The organism is Paenibacillus sp. Root52 (assembly GCF_001426865.1).
Lineage (GTDB): Bacteria > Bacillota > Bacilli > Paenibacillales > Paenibacillaceae > Paenibacillus.
In genome coordinates this window covers 307,488-329,979 of the sequence record NZ_LMFO01000001.1, presented here as the reverse complement: position 1 = coordinate 329,979, position 22,492 = coordinate 307,488, and the positions used below count along the sequence as shown (strand labels likewise).

The following is a 22,492-nucleotide window of genomic DNA, read 5'->3' as shown; positions in this document are numbered from 1 at the left end:
TTGTTTCTTCGAATCGCTTTCCTCCGAATCTCTTCATGTTCATCGGAACTCAGCTCGGTCTCTAAGCCAATCGCCGAACAGATTAATCGTCATAATGACCAGAGCAATAGCCAGACCCGGTATCGTAGACAACCACCATGCAGAACTGATATAACTCTTGCCGTCATTCACCATCCCACCCCAAGATGGTGTAGACACATCAATGCCAAGCCCAAGGAAGCTTAATGCTGCCGCGAGCAAGATCATGTGTGACATCTGTAAGGCAGCTTGCGTAGCGATCGTATACAGGGTATTCGGTAAAATATGCTTCGCCATGATACTGATGCTCGGCACACCCATGGCTTTGGCTGCTTCGACGTACTCCAACTCTTTCAGCGAGAGTACCTGGCTACGAACAACACGTGCAAAGGTCACCCAACCTGTAACTGCCAGCACAATAACAATATTTGTTAGACCTGACCCAAGCACAGCAACCATAACGATGGCGAGCAGCATGCTTGGGATGGACATCTGGATATCAGCTAGACGCATTAATACCGCGTCCGTCTTACCACCGAAGTATCCGGCTACGATTCCAATAATACTGCCCAGCACACCTGAAATGACAACGGCGACAATGCTGATCCAGAGCGAGAGTCTGCCCCCATATAACAATCTGCTGAGCACATCCCTGCCCAATTGATCAGTGCCAAGCAAGCTCATTGCGCCGTCTCCACTATACGTGCTCCCTGGTGGGATAAGGATATCCTGCAATGACTGCCTATACGGATCGAATGGCGCGAATAGCGGGGCAAAGACCGTCAGCACGAAGATGACGGTCAACGAACCTATGCTGGCAATGCCCTTGGCATTGGCACGAAGCAAAGATCGTTTTTTCATGATTATCCCTCTCTTCGTTTAGTGCACTTTGATTCTTGGATCAAGGCGATGGTAGATCAGATCCGTCACAAGTGTAATGGCGATGTAGATGATGCTGATCACAAGAATACTTGCCTGCACCAACGGGAAATCGCGGTTGCTGACACCCTGTATGATCAACTGTCCCACACCTGGCCATGAGAAAATCGTTTCAGTCACCACTGCGCCAGCGATCATGACTCCGAATTCCAGGCTAATGACGGTAATAACCGGCAGAAACGCGTTTTTGAGTCCGCGTTTCAAAATCCGGCTAGGTTTGGAGAATCCTTGAGCTTGACTTGTAATCATATACCCCTTGTCCATGACCTCAATAAGAGAGGCTCGCATCGTGCGGGCAATCGGAGCAATCGGGTATGCTGCTAGAGTCAGTGCTGGTAGTATAATTGACTCCAATCCGCGATTGCCTGACGTTGGCAACCAGTGGAGATTTACTGCAAAAATCATGATTAACACGATACCAATCCAGAATACTGGCAGTGATTGAGTTAAGAAAATCCAACCGTTGACCACATAGTCGATCCAGCTGTTCTTTTTGTATGCCGACACGATCCCTGCCAGCAAACCAACAGTGACCGCAATAATGATTGCAAACATGGCCAGATCTATGGTTGCTGGCATTCGTTCAAGCACCAGCTTCAGCGCGGATTCTTTGTAATACAGCGAGTTTCCCAAATCGCCGGTAAATAGGTTTTTTAGATAATCGATGTACTGCATCCAGAGAGGTTGATTGAACCCTAAGCTCTCTCGAAGCGCGGTCACCTGTTCTTCGCTCGCTTCAGGTGGAAGCATTAGGCGCGCCGGATCACCTGACAAGCGAATAATGAAAAATACAAGCGTTGCCGCACCGAGGACTGCAAGTACCGATTGTCCCAAACGTTTAAGCACGTAATGCTTCAATGGTTAACACTCCCATCCGGGCTTGGCCAAGTCACAAAAGACGCCTGCCGATTTACTCGTTACCTGCTGAAATAGTCGATACCGGAATCGAGCCATCCACACGGCCGTCCCATTTCAATCGATCAGATACGCCATAGTACTGGTTCTCCTGATACAGGAAAATGCGTGGTGCGTCTTTCAACACTTCATCTTGGATCTCTTGATAAAGCTGTTTACGTTTAGCCTCATCTGTAACTGATCTTGCCTCATCCAGCTTAGCATCTACGTCCTTATTCGCATAAGTGGAGTAAGACTCTCCTGAACGAAGAATGGCATAGATCGCTGCATCGGCATCAAGCGTGTTCGTACTGCTCCAACCAAGTACATACATATCCGATTGTTTGCCCGCAGGTACGAGTGTGCGATATACCGAACTTTCTACGTTATTAACTTTGATATTTACGCCAACGGCTTTGAGTTGCTCTGCAATGACTTGCGCAACATCCGTGTTTTTGATGTACCAGCTTACCGTATCAAGTGTTGCGGAGAATCCGTTCGGGTAACCTGCTTCTGCTAACAATTGCTTCGCTTTTTCCGGATCATAGCTATACCCTTCTGGTTCGCCAGCATATCCGAAGTCTTTTGGACCAATCAAGCTATTCGTTTCAACAGCAGCGCCTTGAAGCACTTTATCTACAATGGATTTAACATCGATTGCATAGTTCAGCGCTTGTCTTACTTTTGGATCATCGAATGGTTTTACATCGGTTTTGAAGCCGACATAAACAGTGTTGCCCGCACGTTCAACTGTGGAGAGACGTGCAGTAGACGATGATTCGATTTTCTCACGATCTTCTGGAGATACCGCTGTGATCAGATCAACCTCACCGTTCAACAGCGCGCTTACACGTGTCGAAGCTTCAGGAATAGAACGGAAAGTAACCTTCTTCACATCAGGTTCGCCGCCCCAGTAATTCGGGTTAGCTTCTAATACTACATTGCTGCCTTTATCCCAGCTTACGAACTGGTATGGGCCTGTGCCGATCGGTTTTTGAGCAAATTGCTCTTGTCCTACTTCTTCAGCATATTTGGGAGGTACAATTTCAGTCGGATAACGATTAAACCGTGTTGGTACAAGTGGGTCAGGTTTCTTCGTTACAACGTTAACCGTGTACTCATCAACAACGTTAACTTCTTGGATCGTAGATACATAACTAGCTGTCGGTGCATTGTTCGCTGGATCAAGCACACGATCAAGCGAGTACTTCACTGCATCGGCATTGAACGCCTCACCATTGGTGAAGGTTACACCCTCACGCAGTTTGAATTGCCATGTTGTATCATCGATTTGGCTCCAGCTTGTCGCTAGACCAGGTACGAGTTTTTCTTCTGCATCCCGTTTAACCAAGGTATCGAAGATATTGTCCACGACCTGTGCATTTTCGGTCAGAAAGCCCGGATCCAATCCGTTTACGTCAAATGCTCGGGCAATCGTGATTTCTAGTTTTTGATCTTGCCCTTCACCTGTTGCCTCTTCACCTGCTCCTGATTTGCTCGTTGTAGAGCAGCCTGCAGCGAACACAGCCAGCAGTGTCAGGATTAGAAGAAACTTACTCTTTTTCATGATGTACAACCCCCGATAATTAAATTATGCTAATTTGCCCAACATGACCGCGTAACCGTTCTGATGAACCGTCGATGCTGCATGAATGGATAAAATGACACCATGTTCGATGGGACAGGTTATGGACTGTTCATCAAGTCCCGGGTATGACAGTATGCGCATCAGCTCTTCCCCCAGCCGAGCATTCTCTCCCGCGTGCCTACTAAACGTTAACAAACCGCTCGTTTCAAATCGCATTTCAACGATGTCTGAGATCCGTGCAGGCTTTCGGTTCATGCTAAGTGCTTCTTCCGCCTGAGAAGACTGTTCATATGAATATACGCCAAGTTGATCAAGGATCATCTTAACGGCTTGTAGATGCGTATCCACGGCTGTGGAAGTCCAGTAATTGCCCCCTCCACTCTCCAGTAAGACGGCCGGGATCCCCTGTTGACACACTTCATTAATCAACATCCCCTTGGTGCCCGACTGGCAGACATACGTCGCTGTAAGCGGAATTTTATTTAGTGCCGCCATACTACGCTCGAATGCAGCTTCATGGTCGCTTGCTACCATCGCAAACGGACAGACATCCAACCAGCGACCGCCTCCATGCAGATCAATCAGAAAATCGGCATATGCAATGATATTGTTAGCCAGCCAGCGACCATAGCGACCGGAGTATGAAGCATCTGTTGCATTTTGACCAAAAACCCGGTTCAGGTTTATGCCATCCAGTGGACTGCCATTCGTTCCCGCAAGCATCGCGGTTGGGTTCGTGACAGGACACAATATCAGATTTCCAGACAAACGCTCAGGCACAATATCATTCATAAGTTTAGCGCAAGCGATAATACCATCATGCTCGTCTCCATGCAGCGCAGCTTGTACCCATATCGTTGGTCCCTCTTGGATCCCCTTGATCAGAAACAAAACGATTGTCTGCTCCTCATGAATCTCTTGAATTCGGGATACACTTGCCGAGGGTTGTTGTCCGAAAGCTTGTTCCAGACTTGCATAAACGGGATATGGTTTTGCAAAAATGGAAGTTGCCGATAGGGACTGATGCATGATGAAATGAACCGCCTTTCTATAACCGAGTATTCTTGTATGAATTATAAAATTTAGTTGATACTATCAAACGATGTGTCAATCTGTCAATGTCATAAATTGTATACAAATAGCGTTATATGTCGAAAAAACAGTGATAATATGCGGTTGATATCGATTACAAAAAAAATGAATTTTGAATTATATAATGAAGAAATTGTTTAAATATACGAAAAAAAGCCGCTCTAAAGCGACTCCGTATAACATTATCTACAGTTCAATCCCTTCTCCAGGTTCGAGCACCTTGCCTACCCCATTCGGCAAGAGTGAGACAAAGGCATGTGGATCCTGCTGGATAAAAGGAAATGTATTGAAGTGAATTGGCACAACCTGTTTAGCTTGAAGCCATTCTGCCGCTACTGAAGCATCTTCTGCACCCATCGTATGATTATCACCGATCGGTAGAAAAGCTAGATCAATATCATTGCGTTCTCCGATTACCTTCATATCATAAAACAGTCCCGTATCTCCTGCATGAAACACGGTTTTTCCCTCAGCAGTGAACAGTATTCCGGTAGGCATGCCCGTGTAGATGATTGTTCTTGTCTCTGGATCTATATAACTTGAACTATGAAAAGCTTGTGTTATCTTTACTTTTCCAAAGTCAAATGTATAAGAGCCGCCAATGCTCATCGCATGTGTATTTAGACCTTCCCAGCTGAGTAAATCAGCCAGTTCAGCCGACGCAATAACCAAGGCATTATTCCGCTTGGCGATTTCAACGGTATCCCCCACATGATCCCCATGTCCATGCGTTAACAGAATTACATCTGCTTTCACGTTCGACGCATCTAGATCCGAAGTTGTGTTACCTGTAATAAACGGATCAATCCAAATGATTTTTCCGTTCGTTTCTATTCTGACAACAGAATGCCCATGATAAGTTACTTTCACCTTTATTTCCTCCTTGTTCAGACAACTGAATTTGAAATGGATAATGCCATACCGGGCTTCCATTGGTATAACCAATTGTGCAATCCTGCATGCGCCTGCCCGTTCATAAGTAAACCCATCAAAACGCTGGCTAATGATCCGGCGAACGTTTGATGGGCATAATGTAAACAGGGTGCACCGCTTATGGTATAAAAATGTTAGAAATTTTGCGCTGCTTTACGTGCTTTTTCAATAGCTTCTGCTTTGATCTGTGGAGCACGTTCACCTGCTGTAGATACACCTTCAATAAATAGGTGGTCAACATCTGTTATACCAACAAAATTCAATACCGTTTGCAAGTGACGGTTGCCATTCTCACGATCAGCGACAGGGCCTGCAGAGTATACGCCCCCACTTGCTTGAATGTGGAATGCTTTCTTGTTTTCGAGCAGACCAACTGGACCATTCTCAGTATATTTGAACGTTTTGGCTCTAACACAGAAGGAATCAATGTATGCTTTCATTACTGGAGGGTATGAGAAGTTCCACATCGGTGTCACGAATACATACTTGTCTGCTGCCACGAACTCTTCAAGCAATTCATTTAACTGTGCTACTTTTTGTTGTTGTGCTGCACTCAATTCTTCAAATGTACCACCTGTTTGCAGCTTGCCCCACGCGTCCAACACGTCAGCATCGATATGAGGAATGTTACGTTGATACAGATCAACATGCACAACCTCGTCTGCTGGGTGATTCTCTTTATACGCTTGTACGAATTGTTCGCCAACTGAAAGGCTGTACGATGCTTCTGGGTTACCTGGGTGAGCTGTGATGTATAGTAGTGTTGACATAGTTATAACTTCCTCTCTTTTGCACGAATATGAGAAATTGATGTTTAAATATATGGACGTCAAACGATGAATGGAGCTTCTCCATTGCCATAAGACCAGTTTTCCTTGGTGACTTCAATCAGGTTGATGAACACATCTTCTTTACGGACGTCACGCTGTTGATGCAATTGTTCAGCTAATTCTGCATAGAATTCTTTCTTCACATCAGCGGAACGACCAGCGTTCAACGTGATCTGTATCAGGAGGAATCCTTCGCTTCTCTCAATATCCAGGCACGTCGGATCGAAGCTGAAATGTTCACGTTCCAGTTCTTCAATAATCAGAAAACGATCATTCGCAGGTACATGCAGTTTATCTACAATCGTTTGCAGAACAATCTCACCGATTTGTGCTTTCTCTTCACTGGAGCGACCCTTCAAAGTTACAATGCGAGTTAAAGGCATTTGCGCTACCTCCTTGGTTTGTTTTTGTTGATATGCTTTATTTTATCTGCTAAAATCCAGAACACGAATGTACATAAGTTCGTGTTTGTTCGTGTCGAACTTGCTTAGTCTACGGAATTCAGGTGATGATATGGAAGAAGGCAAATTATCGAAAGATTGGCCTCATGAGTGGATCAAAAGAATACGTTCCAGACCGATTAGACGAGGTCCTGCCAAACGAATGCGTCAGATCGATCTGGCCAAAAGGGTCGGTGTTGACCCTAGAACGGTTCAACAATGGGAGAATGGAGATCGCCTTCCCAGCGTTGGCAATCTCAAGCTCATCATCCAAGCATTCTGGGAAGAAGGTCTTTTTCTAGAAATAAATCCGTCTCAAGAAGCCGAGCAGCTATGGCTAGCCGTCAAACGATTCTCTGAAGCACGTTCGGCGACGGGGCGTGAGTTTCCGGATTTTGACGCCGCGTGGTTTGCAACGTTAGCTGTCACAGAGGTCATGGGAACGGATTCGACCAGAGAGGTGAAGACAGCCTCCTCCGCCTCAGTGTCCGCTACAATTCATTTACCAAGGCTCGCCTTCCACTTCGTTGGACGGAATCAAGCCAAAGTCGATTTGGTGGAACGGTTACGTGTTCACTCCCTAGTCTCGATCGTAGGGTCAGGAGGGATCGGTAAAACCTCACTTGCTGCTGAGGTCGCTTCATCGCTGATAGACATGTACCCCGATGGGGTGTGGATGTTTGAATTCGGCGTTATTCATGAATCACATGATTTGGGACAATTGCTTCTAGCTACGCTGGGGATACAAAATCAGGCGAGCCAAACGGATCTTCAGGCTGTAATGGACAGCATTGCCGACCGTAAGATGCTATTCATTTTTGATAATTGTGAGCATCTGATTGATGCCATTGCAGCTACCGCCGAATCCTTGTTGTCTGTTGCGCCCGAATTAACCATTCTCGCTACCAGTCGTGAACCTTTTAATATTGCAGGAGAATGGGTCTACCGTATTCCTCCCTTGTCCTACCCGGGTGATGATCGTTCACTGCAAGAACTCCATGAACAAGAACTATTGGCGTTTGAAGCGGTACAATTATTTTTGGAACGGGCACGCATTGCAGTCCCGCAGTTCCAACCAACGTTAACTGCTCTCAAGCGTATTGGAGCCATTTGCAAAAAGGTCGAGGGTATACCGTTAGCTATCGAGCTAGCCGTTGCTCGGATGAATATGCTGACCCTTGAACAGATCGAGGAGCGGTTAGCTAGCCTATTGAGCTTGTTGACCGCTGGGAAACGAACGGCTGCCCCCCGCCATCAAACGCTACGTTCAACGATTGATTGGAGTTATAACTTGTTATCTGGTAAGGAACGCCTTTTGCTAAGACGACTTAGTGTATTTGCAGGTGGATTTACGCTGGAGGCAGCCGAAGATGTGTGTATCTGTGAACCTGGAATGCCTGATCATGAAGATCGAATTATACGGGAAGATATGCTGGATCTGCTGTCTGGACTTGTTAACAAATCTCTCGTATCCACTGAAATCGGTGAAGATTACGGTAGGATCCGTTATTTCATGCTCCAAACCATTAAGGAATATGCAGGTGAGAAATTGCGGGAAGATTCCAACGAACGCAAACAATATGTTTTGTCTGAACGCCATGCTCTATTTTACATTCAATGCTTAGTACGTGAAGAACCGAAGTTCAGGACTCGTGACCGCGAAGCATGTATAGAAGCAGTTCGAAGAGACTACACCAATTTGCGCTCTGCCCTTCAGTGGTCTTATGCCAACCCTCAAGCTCATTCGCACGGGCTACATATGGTATCCAAGCTCTATTGGTTCTGGTTGCACGAAGGCAGGTTAACGGAAGGGCTGTTCTGGCTGAAACGTTTTCTAGACAGTAGCAACGATGTAAATCTCGCTGTGTTGAATGGTGCCAAGGCTCTGCATGGACAAGGTGTCATTCAATTTATTCAGGGCAATATTGAAGGTGCCATGAATGCGGCAACTCGAAGCGTAGAGCTCGCACGTCATCTGCAGGATAAGTCTCTACTGGCTTCTTGTCTCCGGCTGTCTGCTTTTCTTCATATCAAGATGCAACATATAGAAGAAGCCGAAATGCTGGTGCAGCAAAGTGTCGACATCGCTAGGTCGGCAGAGGATTCATGGAATCTAGCCTCTTCTTTACATGCATATGGAAGACTACGTATGGAGCAACAGAATTACGACGAGGCGACTATATTCCTGAAGGAAAGCGTTCAGCTCTTCGAATCCGTCCATGATCAGTGGGAAGTTTCTGGGCCATACGAGTGCCTAGGTTATGCTGCATTGAAGCTAGGGGATGTAGAGCTGTCAATTGCGTATTTCAAAAAAAGCATCGTCGCCAGCCAGATTTACAGTGGCTCTTGGGTTCTTTCGCGTGGGTTGGAAGGAATAGGCCTTGCGCTATATGCTAAGAATGCCCTCTTCGAAGCTACAGTTCTACTTGGAGCTGCGGCGAGAGGACGACAGAACTTTGACGCGGAGAACAAACCGAATTTCCCCGCAGAATATGAAGATGCTATATTCGCTCTTCAGCACACAGTGTCTGATCAGGAGTTCCGAGAATGGTGGACTAAAGGGAAAGACATGCCTCAGACACAAGCTCTTGCTTATGCTTTGGAGATATAATTCAAATTCGATATTCACCATCATGATTTTACATATATTTCCACGATAATGATCTTCAGCATATGGAATAAGCGGTGGATTTCTTCACAATTGAAGAGATCCACCGCTTACTTTAAGGAGCTATAGAGACGCAAGTTTTTCAACGCCAAAAAAAGTCGCTATATAAGCAACTTTCGTGATGGGTACCCGTATCAGTATAAATAGCTTCGTGCTGCAACCTTACCCGTATTGATCTCTTTGCGAATCATACATAGCGTAACCGCTCTTTCCATTTTTCTTAATTCGGTACATCGCCTGATCTGCATACCTTAGAAGCTCAGCCGGTTCCTCTCCATGCCGCGGATAGACGCTAATCCCAATACTGAGTGATAGATGAATGAAATTACCCGAGACTTCGATAGGAGCTACAAAGGCTGTTCCCAGCTTCTCGCACACCACCTCTGCGTCGTGGTCATCGTTCAATTGGTTTAAGATGATACTGAATTCATCTCCACTTAGCCGAGCCACACTATCTGTACTTCGGATGTTTTCCTTCAGCCGTTTCGCAGTCTCAACGAGTACCTGGTCACCCACTTCATGTCCGTACGTGTCATTGATCTGCTTGAATCCATCGGTATCTACGAATAGAACAGCCAATTTCCCCTCACTTCGCTCAGCATGGTTAATAGCCCAGATTAGACGTTCGTTGAAAGCACGGCGATTAGGCAATCCCGTAAGGGAGTCATGCATCGACAGATGTTTACTGATTTTTTCGGAAATTTTAACTTTGTTATATTCAACATCCAATTCCTTGATTAGGTTTTTCAGTTTATATACACGTGTGCTAGTGTTGGTCATATCACTGATCTGAATCATCGCGTAATTACGACCATTTTCGTATAAGGGTTCAACATGCATGTTTTGTTTAAAAAAGTGTTCATCTTCATTTTCTTTAGGCAGAATAAATGCCTTATGTAGAGCGCTTGAACAGAACCTGCTTTGCCCTTGATACAGCGCATTTTGCAGTATATTCTGGTACATGTTCAATTTAAATCTTGGGCATACCTCAAGCAAATTCCGCCCAATCACCTCTTCTTTACTTTTACCAGTGAATCGTTCCAACCAGCCATTCCAGAGGATCACTTTTAATTGCCTGTCAATGATGAAGATGCCCATATTGATTTTGCCTAGAGCTTGTATTACGAGATTATCCATGGTCATCCTCCAATAATGCATTCATTTTATCCAATAGGCTTGAGATAGAGTTCATGCTGAGCGCAATGAGTATGATCCCTTTCACATTGGTATCGGCAAGTAAGAATGACGTATGGAGAACCAGCACATATACTTCGTTCTGGAGCAGGATCTGTGGATCAGAGTGTGTCACATGCAGTAGCTCAATATCCGGCAATACGTATTCTAATTTCATTTCTAGAAAATTACCGAATTCTCCAATGATGGCATTAAGCAGAATATTACTAACTTCTTTGAGCACATCCAGATCCGTATCTAATAAGCGACATTCTTCCGGCTCAATTGTTTCGGTGAGTTCTCCAAGACACATATTCGCTAACACTTTAGCCTGCTCAGCAGGGAACATAAGGAATGCTTTTCCCTGAAAATCATATCCGAACTGCAAAGATGATCTGAACAGATGACCTTCGCTGAAAAAGAGTTTGTATCGTCGATCTCCTGGATCAACGTCAGATATGGAGATAAGCTCCACTTCAGGTATGCTCAGTACAATGTGCTTGTCGACAATCTCGGATAGCATATTGGCCGCTTGTCCAACGTAAACGTTCACAAGTTCAGTCAACATATCCTTCTGCAATTCAGTCAGCATGATGTGCCACCTGAATCATTTGAATCAATGTATTCGCTTTTTCTACAGTTAACGGCTTATTCAAAAATCCAGAGATCCCAAGGTTCTCTACTTCTTCACGAGTCACCTTCTGAATATCTGCAGATAAAATAATAATTCTGACTTCACGGTCGATCTCACGAATCATACGAAGCATCTCTTGACCACTAAGGTTAGGCATGAGCAGATCCGTCGTTATAAAATCAGGCTTGAATTCCAGGTACTGTTGATATCCTTCTTCTCCATTGTTCGCTGTCTGAATCTCAGATTCTGGAAAATGATCAGCAATCAGCTTGCGCATCATTTTCTGTACAAAAATAGAGTCTTCCACAATTAATACTTTCATTCGTTCCTCAGTCTCCTCGATAAAATTTTAAGGGCGCAGGATGAGCAAGCGCTGTGGACAGTTCTGAGAAGGAGATTTGCGCATAGTGGCACCCCTTACAAGTGACTGACTGGTTATTCAAGCAAAACAAATTATATTATAGTAACTTTAATTAAATTGTCAACGATATTATAGAATAAAATATATCTAGTTCCGCATTAATTCGCCCAAAATGAGTTGTATCGTTCTGAAACACAATGGTATTTTGCTTGTAGTTTATTGAATTTTACATGTTATTTATCGAATACGCACGTCAATACAGTGCATTAATAAAAAGTGCCACCTTAGCCTCTCTACACAAGGTTCAGCTTGTGCATTCAAGACTCCGGTGGCACTTAGATTATTTGAATAGACGTTGAGAAAATAAATAAAGGTCATTCCTCCATACCGGCCAGTCATGTCCTCCGCTCTCTTCATACCAGATATGAGCTACTCCCTGCTGCTGCAAATACTGATGAACCCCTACGTTAATATGGAGCAGATTGTCCTGATCGCCGCAGGAAAGCCATAACAGCAAGAGAAGTGACGACACCTCGGCTGGATCAGGCACAAGCTGTTCTGGCGTTTTGGTGTTAGGTGCTGCAGAAAAGGCTCCGACCCAGGCGAAGGAATCCAGGTTGCTAAGTCCGATGTTTAACGACTGACCTCCGCCCATGGATAAGCCTGCAATAGCTCGATTATCTCTGTTGCTGTTCGTGGGATAGTTGGAGTCAATGTAAGGGATGAGATCATCAATGAGATCCAATTCGAAGCGTTCAAAAGCTTTTATCTTCTCCGAATCAAACAGGTCTCCCTCCGCTCGATCATTTGGCATAGCACGACCATTGGGTAATACAACAATCATCGGTTCAAGCAGATTGTCTGCATAGAGATTGTCGAGAATAATCTGCGGAGCGCCATGGTTATACCACTCCTTTTCGTCTCCACCAATGCCATGCAACAGATAAAGAACAGGATACGCCTCTTCTGTTGAGAACTCGGGTGGTGTATACACCATTGCTTTACGCGTATTGCCTACTGTTGTAGAGTTATACTCTACAGTCTTGATTACGCCGCGAGGTATGTTCTCTCGATAATGGTCAAATCCTGCTGGTGCTACAAAGTTCATCTCCATGACTCCCTTCAACTCAACGTATACTTTCACCCTTAGAGCTACATCTAGGCCACCTTTTGTTAATCGACATATCCGAAACCTAGAATGGTAAACCTCTTGTCTTCATAACCTTCCGCCATTTCAATCTCAATCTTGTGCTCATCGACCTCATTTTCGTTAATTAGAAGCATCGCATGACAATGTGTCCAATTCACTTGGTGTGGATCGGCTTGTTTGATGTGTTCATCATCTACCCTAATATTGGCTGTACCGAATTCATCACTACCTGAATCCTTAAAGATCAAAATAAGATGTTTACAATTTAAATGTAATGTAAAACGATTCCGTTCTTGCGTGTCCTCCCTGATATACATCCAATTATGAGGGAACAAAGGCGTACCATAATCATGATCATGCATCTCAGCCATCTGTAGCTCTGTATCCGTATGCTGGAAAGCTCCTACTTCAATTTTCGCAATATGCTCAATGTTCTTTCGATCCAGCAATTTAACATTTACGAAATCGTTTCCAATTAAAGGTGTTCGATCAAAGCACTGTTCCACCTGATCGAGCGTTGAGTGTTCCGTAACGTCAAACAGATGAGAGAGTGCGTCAGCCATGATCCGGTGTCCCAAGTTTGTCGGATGATATATATCATGGAAATACTGTTCTTTGGTAATCACGTTTCCTTCGGCTGGCGTCTTCTGGAATTGCTCTACAAGAGCATCTTTCATACTCACCATAGGCAGATCATAATGCCATCCGATTGGAGCTAGACGATCTTGTAGATTCCAGTCGTTCTCGAACACGCTGAAAAGTAAGATCACCGCTGGCTTGTTGTCAGCAGCAAGTGCTTTAATCACCAAGCTTTCATAACAATTGCCCTTCGTCTCGTCATCCGCGTCATTAACGGCAAATTCAATGATCAGAATGTCCGGCTGAACCTGACCGTCCCGAAGCACATCACGGTCATAACGTATGATTCCAAGCTCAGAGGGTGTCCCACCTACACCGGCTTTGATCAGGTTAATCGAACTTCCGTCTGAGGGAGCATACCTATTCTTAAATTGCTCATAAGAACGATAAGCATAGCTTTGCAGATGAATAGGTATAGCACCTGCACCTTGCGTAATTGAACCTCCAATATAAGCAATATTAGTCGGTTCACCTTTTCTAGCCTTCCCAATAGCTCGCTTCAACCTAACATTGTTACCCTTGTTCAGAAGAGATCGTTCGATCAACTCGCGATATGCCTGAGATTCAAAGTCCACCTGCGTCTCATTCGCTGATTGTACAACGCCTTCAGGATCACGTGGTGCTGAATATTCTCGTTTATCATCTACACTTCTTTCATCGTCCAACATGCTGAGTCATCACGATCCTTTCTGTTCCCACCTAGCTCTATCCCTCCGAGTTTAGCGCTCATATCCTGTAACAACAACCTGACAAAGTATAGGACTTGACTCAATATATCACTTGGATTCGCTGTCTAATAGACGAGATACGGAAAACCTATAATTTCTGATGCAAACGCTTTAATTTATAAAGTCGAACCGGTGATACAATAGGATAAACGGATTCATTAAGGGAGGTAAATCATGCAAATTACAGGTCAGAATGCATATGATTCAGGTACGTATACCAATATGTTTCACAAGTTAGGGTATAGCGAACAAGAAATTAACACACGACTGGAGTTGACATGGAACGAATTGTTTTATGGAGATGAACAAACACGAATCTATTACCCTATGGGTGAAGACAAAGGCTATTTGCTGGACACAGGCAACCACGATGTACGCTCTGAGGGTATGTCTTACGGGATGATGATGGCTGTACAGATGAACAAAAAAGAAGAGTTTGATCGTCTTTGGAATTATGCCTACACATTCATGCAGCACACTGAAGGACGATATAAAGATTATTTTGCATGGCATTGTAAGCCTAACGGAACCCGAATCTCACAAGGACCTGCACCGGATGGTGAGGAGTTCTTTGCCATGGCTTTGTTGTTCGCCTCTAACCGCTGGGGAGATGGCGATACGCCATACAATTACCAAGAACAAGCTCGAAAAATTCTCCGTGCGTGCATTCATCAAGGTGAAAACGGTGAGGGCGATCCCATGTGGGACCCAGAGACTCGGCTCATTAAATTCGTGCCCGAATCGCCATTCAGTGATCCATCTTATCATATTCCCCACTTCTATGAACTGTTCGCTATCTACGCAGATGAGAGTGATCAGGTATTCTGGAAAGAGGCCGCGGCCGCAAGTCGGGCATATCTGCATACCGCTTGCCACCCTGTGACAGGACTTTCGCCAGAATATGCAAATTATGATGGCTCACCTGCTCCCATTCAGCCTCACGGTGACTATAGACACTTTTACAGTGATGCCTATCGAGTTGCAGCGAATGTTGCGCTGGACTGGGAGTGGTTCCGCAAGGATCACTGGCAAGTCGAACAATCCAATCGGATTCAGTCTTTCTTCAGCGACATTGACGTATCCGATTATCGTCGTTATACCATTGAAGGCGAAGCCTTTGACGAACCTTCCTTGCACCCCATAGGTTTGCTTGCTACCAATGCTATGGCTTCACTGGCAGCAGACGGCCCGCATGCAGAGTCATTTGTCCATCAATTTTGGAACACACCTCTGCGCCAGGGAGAACGCCGCTACTACGACAATTGTTTGTACTTCTTCAGTCTGCTTGCCTTAAGCGGCAGATATCGGATTTATTAATTTACAGCTGTAAACAGAAGACGCATAAAACCCTCTGGTTTCTTCGGAAGCCAAAGGGTTTTACGCGTCTTCTGAATTTTTACTCTTTCTAATTCTTGAATGTCAACTAAACTGTGTCATTCGAATATAAGAATCTCCTCTTCTCCACCCCAAGTTACAATTACACTTTCGATATCTCTCCAGTCTTCCACACTACTTCTTGTTGGCAGCTGAATGACTTCATTCGGCTTAATAGAAACATGAAGTGTGTTACTAGTAGAACTGTTATTAGGGTGTAGAATATTAATCTCTACCTTTTCATCAACCAGATCTTCTCCAATGTATTGTATGGAAGGAACCTCTTCGTACTCACCCTTCTTATAAACAAGGTCGATTGTCAAAATCCAATGATCTGATTTGGCTACGACACGCTCATCATTGACTGATGTAGTGCAGCCGCATAAACCCAGTAATGAAGCAAAAAGAATCAAAATCGCTAGTCGGCTAGAGATAAGGACATCTCCTCTTTTTTGCCCATATTATAGCATAATCCCCGCAACCATACAGTTGGTTTAGCCGACAATTCCAGTACGTTCCACACTCTCTACGAAGTATCTTTGTACAAACAAGTAAATTACGATTAACGGTAAGATCGCCAGCAAAACGCCTGTATCTTGAATCATGCTTAGGTAGAAAGGGTCTGCCTTCGAAGCACCATCGCTGACTTGCTGAGCCAGATTGTATGGAAGAGACGACAACTGGGTAGACATAACCTTGCTGGATGTCAGATATGTGGTCGTGTAGAAGCTGTCGTTCCACTGCCAAACAAAGGAGAACAGCATCACGGTCACCATCGAAGGGATGGCATTAGGTAGCATAATTCTTGTGAACGTCCGGCCAATCCCTGCTCCGTCCACGTACGCTGCCTCTTCCACCTCTTTAGGGATTCCCCTGAAGAACTGGCGAAAGATGAAAATATACAGCCCCGCTTTGAGTGAATTCGCCGTAATGGCAGTAAGAATGAACGGCCAGTACGTATTCAGCAGATTAATGGGTTTGCCTGTTATCAGCGTTATAATACCCATCAGATCAAAGCTTTTTAAATTAAGATAGACCGGAATCAGAATCGTTGTTGGTGGAACAAGAATCGTCAGAATTACGCCAGCAAACAACCAGTTACTGCCTTTGAATTTCAATCGGGCGAACCCATAGCCTGCAAGCGCGCAAGAAGCCGTCGTTAGTAGAGTCGTTGTAGCAGATAACGCAAATGTATTAAACAGCGTTACCCAGTAATCCATGACACGAATAGCTTCCTTGAAATTGTCCACAGAGAAGTTCTGGGGAATCCATACAACGACTGCTGAATACAGATCTCCCTTGTCCTTAATGGACGTTGACACTTTCTGAAATATAGGAAAGAGGATAACAAAAGAAAGTCCGGTAATTAGAACAAAACGGATGATGGACCACAGCCAGCCTTTCCAATGTTCTAATGATAATAATCGTGAAGTTGTCACACTAAACCTCCTCCTTTCTAATCTTGATAGAAGACCCGTTTCGAGAAAATAATAGATACAATGACCAGAATGATGGCGATCGCTAAGAAGTAGACCCACGCCATAGCAGAGCTTAGACCAAAATCAAATTTGACGAAGCCAGTATCCCGGATCAATTTTGTCATGGCGTTATTAGCAAACGAATCAATGATCGTATAGATTGCATTGACGAAAATAAGCGGACTCACCATCGGAAACGTGATCTTCCAAAACGCCTCGTAACCGGTTGCACCTTCCATCTTAGACGCCTCATATAGTTGAGGAGAGATCGTCTGAATACCGGCTAGAAAGATCAAAATCTGCACACCAGATTGACTAACAATCTGATAGATTCGATCTACGGCGCTGCTTAAATAGGTGACAACCCATTCACTTACTCCTGCATCAAGCATCAGGTTCTCCAATTCGAAAGTCCCCAGCGAGCTTCCACCTGTACTGCTTTGATTAACTGCATCAATTAGGCTTGTGCTCTCCAGTGTCATGATCACGCCTGATGCAAGAATAACCGGCAAGAAAAAGATCGAACGTGCTACCGCTCTACCTCTGAATTTCTGGTTCAGAATAACCGCAAGGAACAAACTAAAGATGACAATAAGCGGCACGTTCACAAGTACATCTGTCACCGATTCGATGAGTGCCCGGTTGAAGCTGGTATTCACGGTCAATGCCTGAATATAATTGGTGACCCCAGTGAATTGAATTGCGATCCCTTCTGCATTCGCCTGTATTGTGCTCAGGCTGTACCTTAGGGAAGCCAGCAACGGAACGAAGAAAAACAATACAAATCCAACAAGCCAGGGAAGCACGTAAATCATGCCCCACATGGCTTTCTGCTGAGCATACGTACGACTTCCCCATTTCCACTTCAGGAGCGTCTTCAGAGCTGCTCACCACCAGTCACATAACTTTGAGCTTCCACAGTATGGTTCTCAACTTCCACAGGAAAGTCGTTATAATTCACGATGACGAATCCGCCGCCCTCATACGTTGTCTGAAATACACCTTCGGATACGGATTGATGCGCGATCATCGAACGACCTATAAACGGCAGGTTTGCTTGATTAACCTCTCTATACATCTCAGCCGCCAGATCGATCCATTGCTCATAATTCGCCGCATAGAGATGATCAAAATCAGTCTCTTTCACGACGTGATTGGGTGCATTAAACCAAGCAAAATATGGACTTGCCCCATATTCAATCAACTTCAGCACATACTGTCTTGCGTTCGTATATGTCGATAGATTATAAGGGGAACCGGTATAGCTGATACTTCCGTGCATGACAAGCTGAAAGAATGGAATCTCTTCATCCTCCAACTTGAATCGGCTGCTGGTCATGGGAGCATCTGTCAGACTTGTAACATAAGGGAGTGCATAAGCGTTTCCTCCCTCAGCAACCACGGAGCCGACCTGCTGCTTGATTTGTTCGAGTGTAGTCGTCACCGTGCTTAATACCTCAGTTCGATCCAGCAGTTTCTTCGGATTCATATCGCTATTCAATTGTTCTGCCAGATCCGACAGGGAAAGCCCCTCCGTTTCAAGTGGCTTAAGCGCGCCAAGCATTTTATCCGCTACATTGCCCAGTAGATTCGGAGAGAGAATGTAGGAAGGCGATCGATCCCGGTCGGGACGTTGGATTGCACGATTCATCGGATAGCGCACCGCCGGTTGCTGGGTCAGCGTGCGGGATGCCTCTCTGGATGGTTTGAATCCACCTTTGGAATGCACATTCAATACCGCAACATCTGGATAAAATCCAATGCCGGCATCACGAGCAAACGTACTGAATTCACGCATTGCTTTTTGCCCGCCGATGGCTCCATCGACTTTAATTGAATCCGGTATTCGGTGATGAATTCCCCCGTTAAGCCATCCTGCATAACGAACCTGAATATTAGCAACATCCTTCTCCATTAACGTAGAGAGTATCTTCTCTGCTTCGTCGAAAGTGGTTAACGCCTGCGTGGAATCGTAAGGAATGCCCAGCATATGCTGCCTTGTTGTTATACCTCCAAATAGTTTGAGATAAAAAGGTATACTGTCCTGTTCCTTGCTGGCTTGTTCCTCAGGCACTCCGCCCGTTCGTTGCAGGTAACTACGATACACGGAGGCAAGACCCGAATAACTAGCCTCTTCTGCACCAACAAAAGCATAACGAACGACAAAGTCAGATACGGTCGGCTGATTCTGAAATTTGGGAAGTGTTCGTACCATATCGCTGGCCTGCAGTGTAATATCGCTCTTATTCACCACATAGAAGCTTGGGTATACGTTGTTGTAGCTATTAAGCTTGCCGCTGATATCTGCGTTGACAACTGCAACAGCATCCCCTTCCTCAATAATGCCTAGAAAAGCACCATCGGTTCGAATTAATCCAAAAACCGGCAATCTTGCTTTAGCTTCATTAGAACTTGCTTCCCGCATTTTCATCGTGAGGTCAGACCCATATATATCCTGCTGATAGGCAGGGTAGAGCGTCTTCCCATTGTTAAAATGAATCAATGCTCCTGAGCCGTCGGGAACCAGCATAGAGCCCTCTTCACTTGTACTACCTGCTCCGAAATATTCCAGCACAGATATGCTGTTAATTGGATATTCCTCTGGAAAATGAATGCCCGAGGCAGGTACCCGTACCAGCAGATCCTGTCCGTCCAGCTCATATTCCATCGTGAGCATAAAGAGTCGTGGCCCACTTCGTTCCTGCTCGATTCCATGTTCCGCGTGGTCTTGCACCAGATCCTCTTCCGTGTATCCGGCTTCATCAAAAGCTTTCAAGGCTCGGGATAGCTGCAACCCTTGCAGCGCCTTATCATTTCGAACATAGACGCCCTCGTCCTTGTCTTCTGCATAACCAATCTTCAGGGCTCGTTCCCCAACCTTGTCGAGCTGAGCGAGTATGTCTTGCTCGAAACGTTCTTTGCTAATCTTGACTGGCAAGTCTTCGATCGAACGCTCGGTACTTCCAAACTGATAGTGAACCCGTACACCATTTGGCAATGCTTCATAGCTTATCTGCTTATGTCTGACACTATCGGTGTAGGAGTTCACTGTACTGCTCTGGCCGAGACTATTAAAGAAGCTGAGCCTGGTTTGCGACGATAAAAGATCTTTGTTAATCCCTGCTACAATCGCATCCTGCTCTCGAGCTGTGGGATTGCTGCGCCAGATTTGCCCACTTTCCCTATGAATAACTGCAATTTCAGCAGTCTCCTCATGAATGAACAATTGCAACGCATTATTTTGGGCAATCCCGAGCATGCCTGGTAGGCGATCATCACGGAAGGAAGATTTTAGTTTTTCTCCGGGAGGCAGGGAAGGTATATCAGCCTGGTCAACGGCATTCGCACTCACTTGGGTTAATGGTGAGGGCGAGAACTGACAACCGCTGAGAAGCAGGCTGCTTATGAGCAGCATTCCAGTTATTTTTTTGACTACAGCGTGTTTCATTGCTTGTTCCCCCTCCCTTAGCCCCGAAGCACTAATTCCTGATAGATAGTCACTGCAAAAGACACAATCTGTTGTACGAGACTGAAGAATAACAGGCACAAAAATGCCATGAATGCCATAGCTACAAGTGTTAGGAACATGGTGAGTATCGTTTTGGCTGGGGTATACTGGTGAACCGTCATATTGCCGACGAATAATAGGTACACCGTCCAGCCAATAGCAATCGTATTAGAGAAATAATAGAAGGCGGTTTCCTGTACAGAGATTACAAGACTCAGCCAGATCCAAGGAAACTGAATCAACAACAATGGTACCAAGGCGAAGCATGTAGACATAAAAATTTCGGAAAACTTGCCTTCCCCATCCATCAGTGTTGTTAAGGACCAGTTCGCAACACACCAGAACAACACTGGAACGATGACATATACCATTTCAAGCAGACTATTTAGCCGTTTCGGATTGTTGAAATTGATTAGAAAACCACTGTACTGTGCATGCAAGATCTTAGTCATAATCAAAAGCAGCATGATCATACCTGCAATTAGCAAAGTCATTTTCTGATTTCGTTCATATTTCAGTTCCCAATATCCGTCAAACGGATGAAAAATGAGATGCATTGGATATTGGTATAATTGCTTACTTGACGCCAGCATTCGTTGTCCTCCTTTTCTGCCTACGAACGATCATGACGGTGACAAGCGAACCTACAGCTAGGAATAGTCCGGACATCATCCATGAGAAATGCTCACGCATCAGCTCTTTGCGGAACAACAGAAACGCTTTGGAATAACCAAGACGCTCCATGCTACGCTTGAAGTATTGCGCAGAATCTGCATATTCCTTCTGGCGAAGCAGAGCTTTACCGATCCCGGCATAGGCATATTCCAGATTGGCGTTCATCTCAGCAGCTTTGGCAAACAGCAACGACGAATGATCTTCGTCACCGTTATAATAACTGCGCACCGCATCGTGTAATGTACGCCCATACTCGGTCGTTTGAAAGACGGTAATTTCACCAAGTGCTTTGTCCAGTACAAGGATCCTCTCCCCAGCACGCTCAAGTGCAACAGGTGTATTAAATTGCCCCTGACGATTACCAATGCCACCAAAAATATGGAGCAGATAACCGTCACCATTGTAGGTGAAGACTCGCCCTGTATTCGCATCTAACACGGAGTACATGTCACTGTCCCCCACGTCAACATCAATCAGGCGCGATGGCCCTGTCTCAGTGGTGTACATCATATCTCCTTGAGGTGGCTGGTAGCCTTCTCTGCGCAAGATGTCCGTTCCTTGGGCGTTCAGCTTCTTAATTGGATCCTTACCACGATCTCCACTTGTGGCATAGATGAATCCCTCTTCATCCATATCCAGATTCGTGAACTCCGTTGGCGTGAACATGACCATCTGACTCCGCTGCTCACGAGTTGCAAATCGTTTCCACAGATACTCTACCGGGTCAACCTGAACTCGATTAGCTCCGATAAATGAGGAGAACGTGCCATCCGCGTTAAACTCCATGAATCCGTCAAAGACACCTTCAGCCATGACGTAAATGCGTTCTCCTTTGTCCATGACGACCCGTATAGGCTTAAATTGAAAGTCTGCTCGCAACAGATCTGATTGCGGCTCAGCTACAATTTTGACCAATTGCCCAAGTTCATCTAGGTGCACTACACGTTGATTATCTGAATCTGCCACTAGCAAATGTCCTTTATCCGTAACGTAAAGCCCTTGAGGGTTATTAAAATGGTCTGGCTGCCCTTCACGTTCAAATGAATCGATTACCCGAACGAGCTTGAAGTTACGATCCATCTCGATGATACGTCCATTGCCCGAATCCAGCAGGAAGACACGCTGATCGGCTGTAACATGCAGGTCGCTCGGTTCCTTGAACGCATCCGTGTTCAGCTTCCTGCCCGTAATGATTGCCGTTGCTTCATATGCGGCTGGAGCAGGAACCGCTTCGCCCCAATAGGAATAATGATATGCGTCTGACGTTCCGTCCGCGTTGACTAGGGGTGCCTCATGCCCGAACAACAGGAGGCAGACCATGCCTAAGATGATCCATTTTCGTTTGTTCCTTGTGCTTGCTCGCACCTAGC

Annotated in this window: 20 protein-coding genes; 2 read left to right on the top strand and 18 right to left on the bottom strand. The window is 45.3% G+C overall.

Going from position 1 to position 22,492, the window contains the following annotated elements; genetic code table 11:
* Positions 1 to 39 precede the first annotated feature (39 nt).
* The 7 genes from ASD24_RS01475 to ASD24_RS01445 all read right to left on the bottom strand — a co-directional run bounded on the left by ASD24_RS01475 (position 40) and on the right by ASD24_RS01445 (position 6,677).
* Complete coding sequence (locus ASD24_RS01475; protein WP_056690421.1) at positions 40 to 879, bottom strand: ABC transporter permease; 840 nt, start codon at positions 877 to 879, stop codon at positions 40 to 42.
* A gap of 18 nt (positions 880 to 897) precedes the next feature.
* Positions 898 to 1,803: an ABC transporter permease gene (locus tag ASD24_RS01470; RefSeq protein ID WP_235540259.1), complete on the bottom strand. Its 906-nt coding sequence runs from the start codon at positions 1,801 to 1,803 to the stop codon at positions 898 to 900.
* A 64-nt stretch (positions 1,804 to 1,867) separates the two neighbouring features.
* Positions 1,868 to 3,418, bottom strand: a complete 1,551-nt coding sequence (locus tag ASD24_RS01465) for an ABC transporter substrate-binding protein (RefSeq protein WP_235540257.1) — start codon at positions 3,416 to 3,418, stop codon at positions 1,868 to 1,870.
* Positions 3,419 to 3,442: 24 nt separating this feature from the next.
* A complete protein-coding gene (locus tag ASD24_RS01460) occupies positions 3,443 to 4,468 on the bottom strand; it encodes a succinylglutamate desuccinylase/aspartoacylase domain-containing protein (protein ID WP_056690415.1) in 1,026 nt (341 codons plus the stop codon).
* A gap of 249 nt (positions 4,469 to 4,717) precedes the next feature.
* Positions 4,718 to 5,401 carry a metal-dependent hydrolase gene (locus tag ASD24_RS01455; protein ID WP_056690412.1) on the bottom strand — a complete coding sequence of 228 codons (684 nt, stop codon included), beginning with the start codon at positions 5,399 to 5,401 and terminating at the stop codon, positions 4,718 to 4,720.
* A gap of 197 nt (positions 5,402 to 5,598) precedes the next feature.
* On the bottom strand, positions 5,599 to 6,234 hold the full coding sequence (locus tag ASD24_RS01450) for an FMN-dependent NADH-azoreductase (protein WP_056690408.1): 636 nt from the start codon (positions 6,232 to 6,234) through the stop codon (positions 5,599 to 5,601).
* Between the two features lie 59 nt (positions 6,235 to 6,293).
* On the bottom strand, positions 6,294 to 6,677 hold the full coding sequence (locus ASD24_RS01445; protein WP_056690405.1) for a tautomerase family protein: 384 nt from the start codon (positions 6,675 to 6,677) through the stop codon (positions 6,294 to 6,296).
* A gap of 67 nt (positions 6,678 to 6,744) precedes the next feature.
* Here ASD24_RS01445 and ASD24_RS01440 point away from each other — a divergent pair, with 67 nt between their 5' ends.
* Complete coding sequence (locus ASD24_RS01440) at positions 6,745 to 9,345, top strand: helix-turn-helix domain-containing protein (protein ID WP_235540255.1); 2,601 nt, start codon at positions 6,745 to 6,747, stop codon at positions 9,343 to 9,345.
* A gap of 219 nt (positions 9,346 to 9,564) precedes the next feature.
* Here ASD24_RS01440 and ASD24_RS01435 read toward each other — a convergent pair whose 3' ends face one another.
* From ASD24_RS01435 to ASD24_RS01415, 5 genes are all read right to left on the bottom strand, one after another.
* Positions 9,565 to 10,539 (bottom strand): sensor domain-containing diguanylate cyclase, encoded by a 975-nt coding sequence (locus tag ASD24_RS01435; RefSeq protein WP_056690400.1) that lies wholly within the window; start codon positions 10,537 to 10,539, stop codon positions 9,565 to 9,567.
* On the bottom strand, positions 10,532 to 11,167 hold the full coding sequence (locus ASD24_RS01430) for a hypothetical protein (protein ID WP_056690397.1): 636 nt from the start codon (positions 11,165 to 11,167) through the stop codon (positions 10,532 to 10,534). The genes ASD24_RS01435 and ASD24_RS01430 overlap by 8 nt, the downstream gene beginning before the upstream one ends.
* Positions 11,157 to 11,531 carry a response regulator transcription factor gene (locus tag ASD24_RS01425; protein WP_056690393.1) on the bottom strand — a complete coding sequence of 125 codons (375 nt, stop codon included), beginning with the start codon at positions 11,529 to 11,531 and terminating at the stop codon, positions 11,157 to 11,159. Before ASD24_RS01425 ends, ASD24_RS01430 begins: the two co-directional genes overlap by 11 nt.
* A 379-nt stretch (positions 11,532 to 11,910) precedes the next feature.
* A complete protein-coding gene (locus ASD24_RS01420) occupies positions 11,911 to 12,678 on the bottom strand; it encodes an alpha/beta hydrolase (RefSeq protein ID WP_056690391.1) in 768 nt (255 codons plus the stop codon).
* 65 nt (positions 12,679 to 12,743) lie between these two features.
* Entirely contained in the window at positions 12,744 to 14,027 is a 1,284-nt protein-coding gene (locus ASD24_RS01415) for an SGNH/GDSL hydrolase family protein (protein ID WP_056690388.1), read from the bottom strand.
* Between the two features lie 234 nt (positions 14,028 to 14,261).
* Here ASD24_RS01415 and ASD24_RS01410 point away from each other — a divergent pair, with 234 nt between their 5' ends.
* Positions 14,262 to 15,404 carry a glycosyl hydrolase family 8 gene (locus ASD24_RS01410; RefSeq protein WP_056690385.1) on the top strand — a complete coding sequence of 381 codons (1,143 nt, stop codon included), beginning with the start codon at positions 14,262 to 14,264 and terminating at the stop codon, positions 15,402 to 15,404.
* Positions 15,405 to 15,520: 116 nt separating this feature from the next.
* On the opposite strand, the gene ASD24_RS01405 is transcribed toward ASD24_RS01410, so the two are convergent.
* From ASD24_RS01405 to ASD24_RS01380, 6 genes are all read right to left on the bottom strand, one after another.
* A complete protein-coding gene (locus tag ASD24_RS01405) occupies positions 15,521 to 15,874 on the bottom strand; it encodes a hypothetical protein (protein ID WP_056690377.1) in 354 nt (117 codons plus the stop codon).
* A gap of 81 nt (positions 15,875 to 15,955) precedes the next feature.
* Positions 15,956 to 16,900 carry a carbohydrate ABC transporter permease gene (locus tag ASD24_RS01400; protein WP_056690374.1) on the bottom strand — a complete coding sequence of 315 codons (945 nt, stop codon included), beginning with the start codon at positions 16,898 to 16,900 and terminating at the stop codon, positions 15,956 to 15,958.
* A gap of 17 nt (positions 16,901 to 16,917) precedes the next feature.
* Positions 16,918 to 17,763 (bottom strand): carbohydrate ABC transporter permease, encoded by an 846-nt coding sequence (locus ASD24_RS01395; protein WP_082560226.1) that lies wholly within the window; start codon positions 17,761 to 17,763, stop codon positions 16,918 to 16,920.
* 53 nt (positions 17,764 to 17,816) lie between these two features.
* On the bottom strand, positions 17,817 to 20,387 hold the full coding sequence (locus ASD24_RS01390; RefSeq protein WP_056690368.1) for a DUF5696 domain-containing protein: 2,571 nt from the start codon (positions 20,385 to 20,387) through the stop codon (positions 17,817 to 17,819).
* A 17-nt stretch (positions 20,388 to 20,404) separates the two neighbouring features.
* Positions 20,405 to 21,040, bottom strand: a complete 636-nt coding sequence (locus ASD24_RS01385) for a YIP1 family protein (RefSeq protein ID WP_056690366.1) — start codon at positions 21,038 to 21,040, stop codon at positions 20,405 to 20,407.
* Positions 21,024 to 22,487 (bottom strand): hypothetical protein, encoded by a 1,464-nt coding sequence (locus ASD24_RS01380; RefSeq protein ID WP_442952574.1) that lies wholly within the window; start codon positions 22,485 to 22,487, stop codon positions 21,024 to 21,026. The genes ASD24_RS01385 and ASD24_RS01380 overlap by 17 nt, the downstream gene beginning before the upstream one ends.
* Positions 22,488 to 22,492 lie beyond the last annotated feature (5 nt).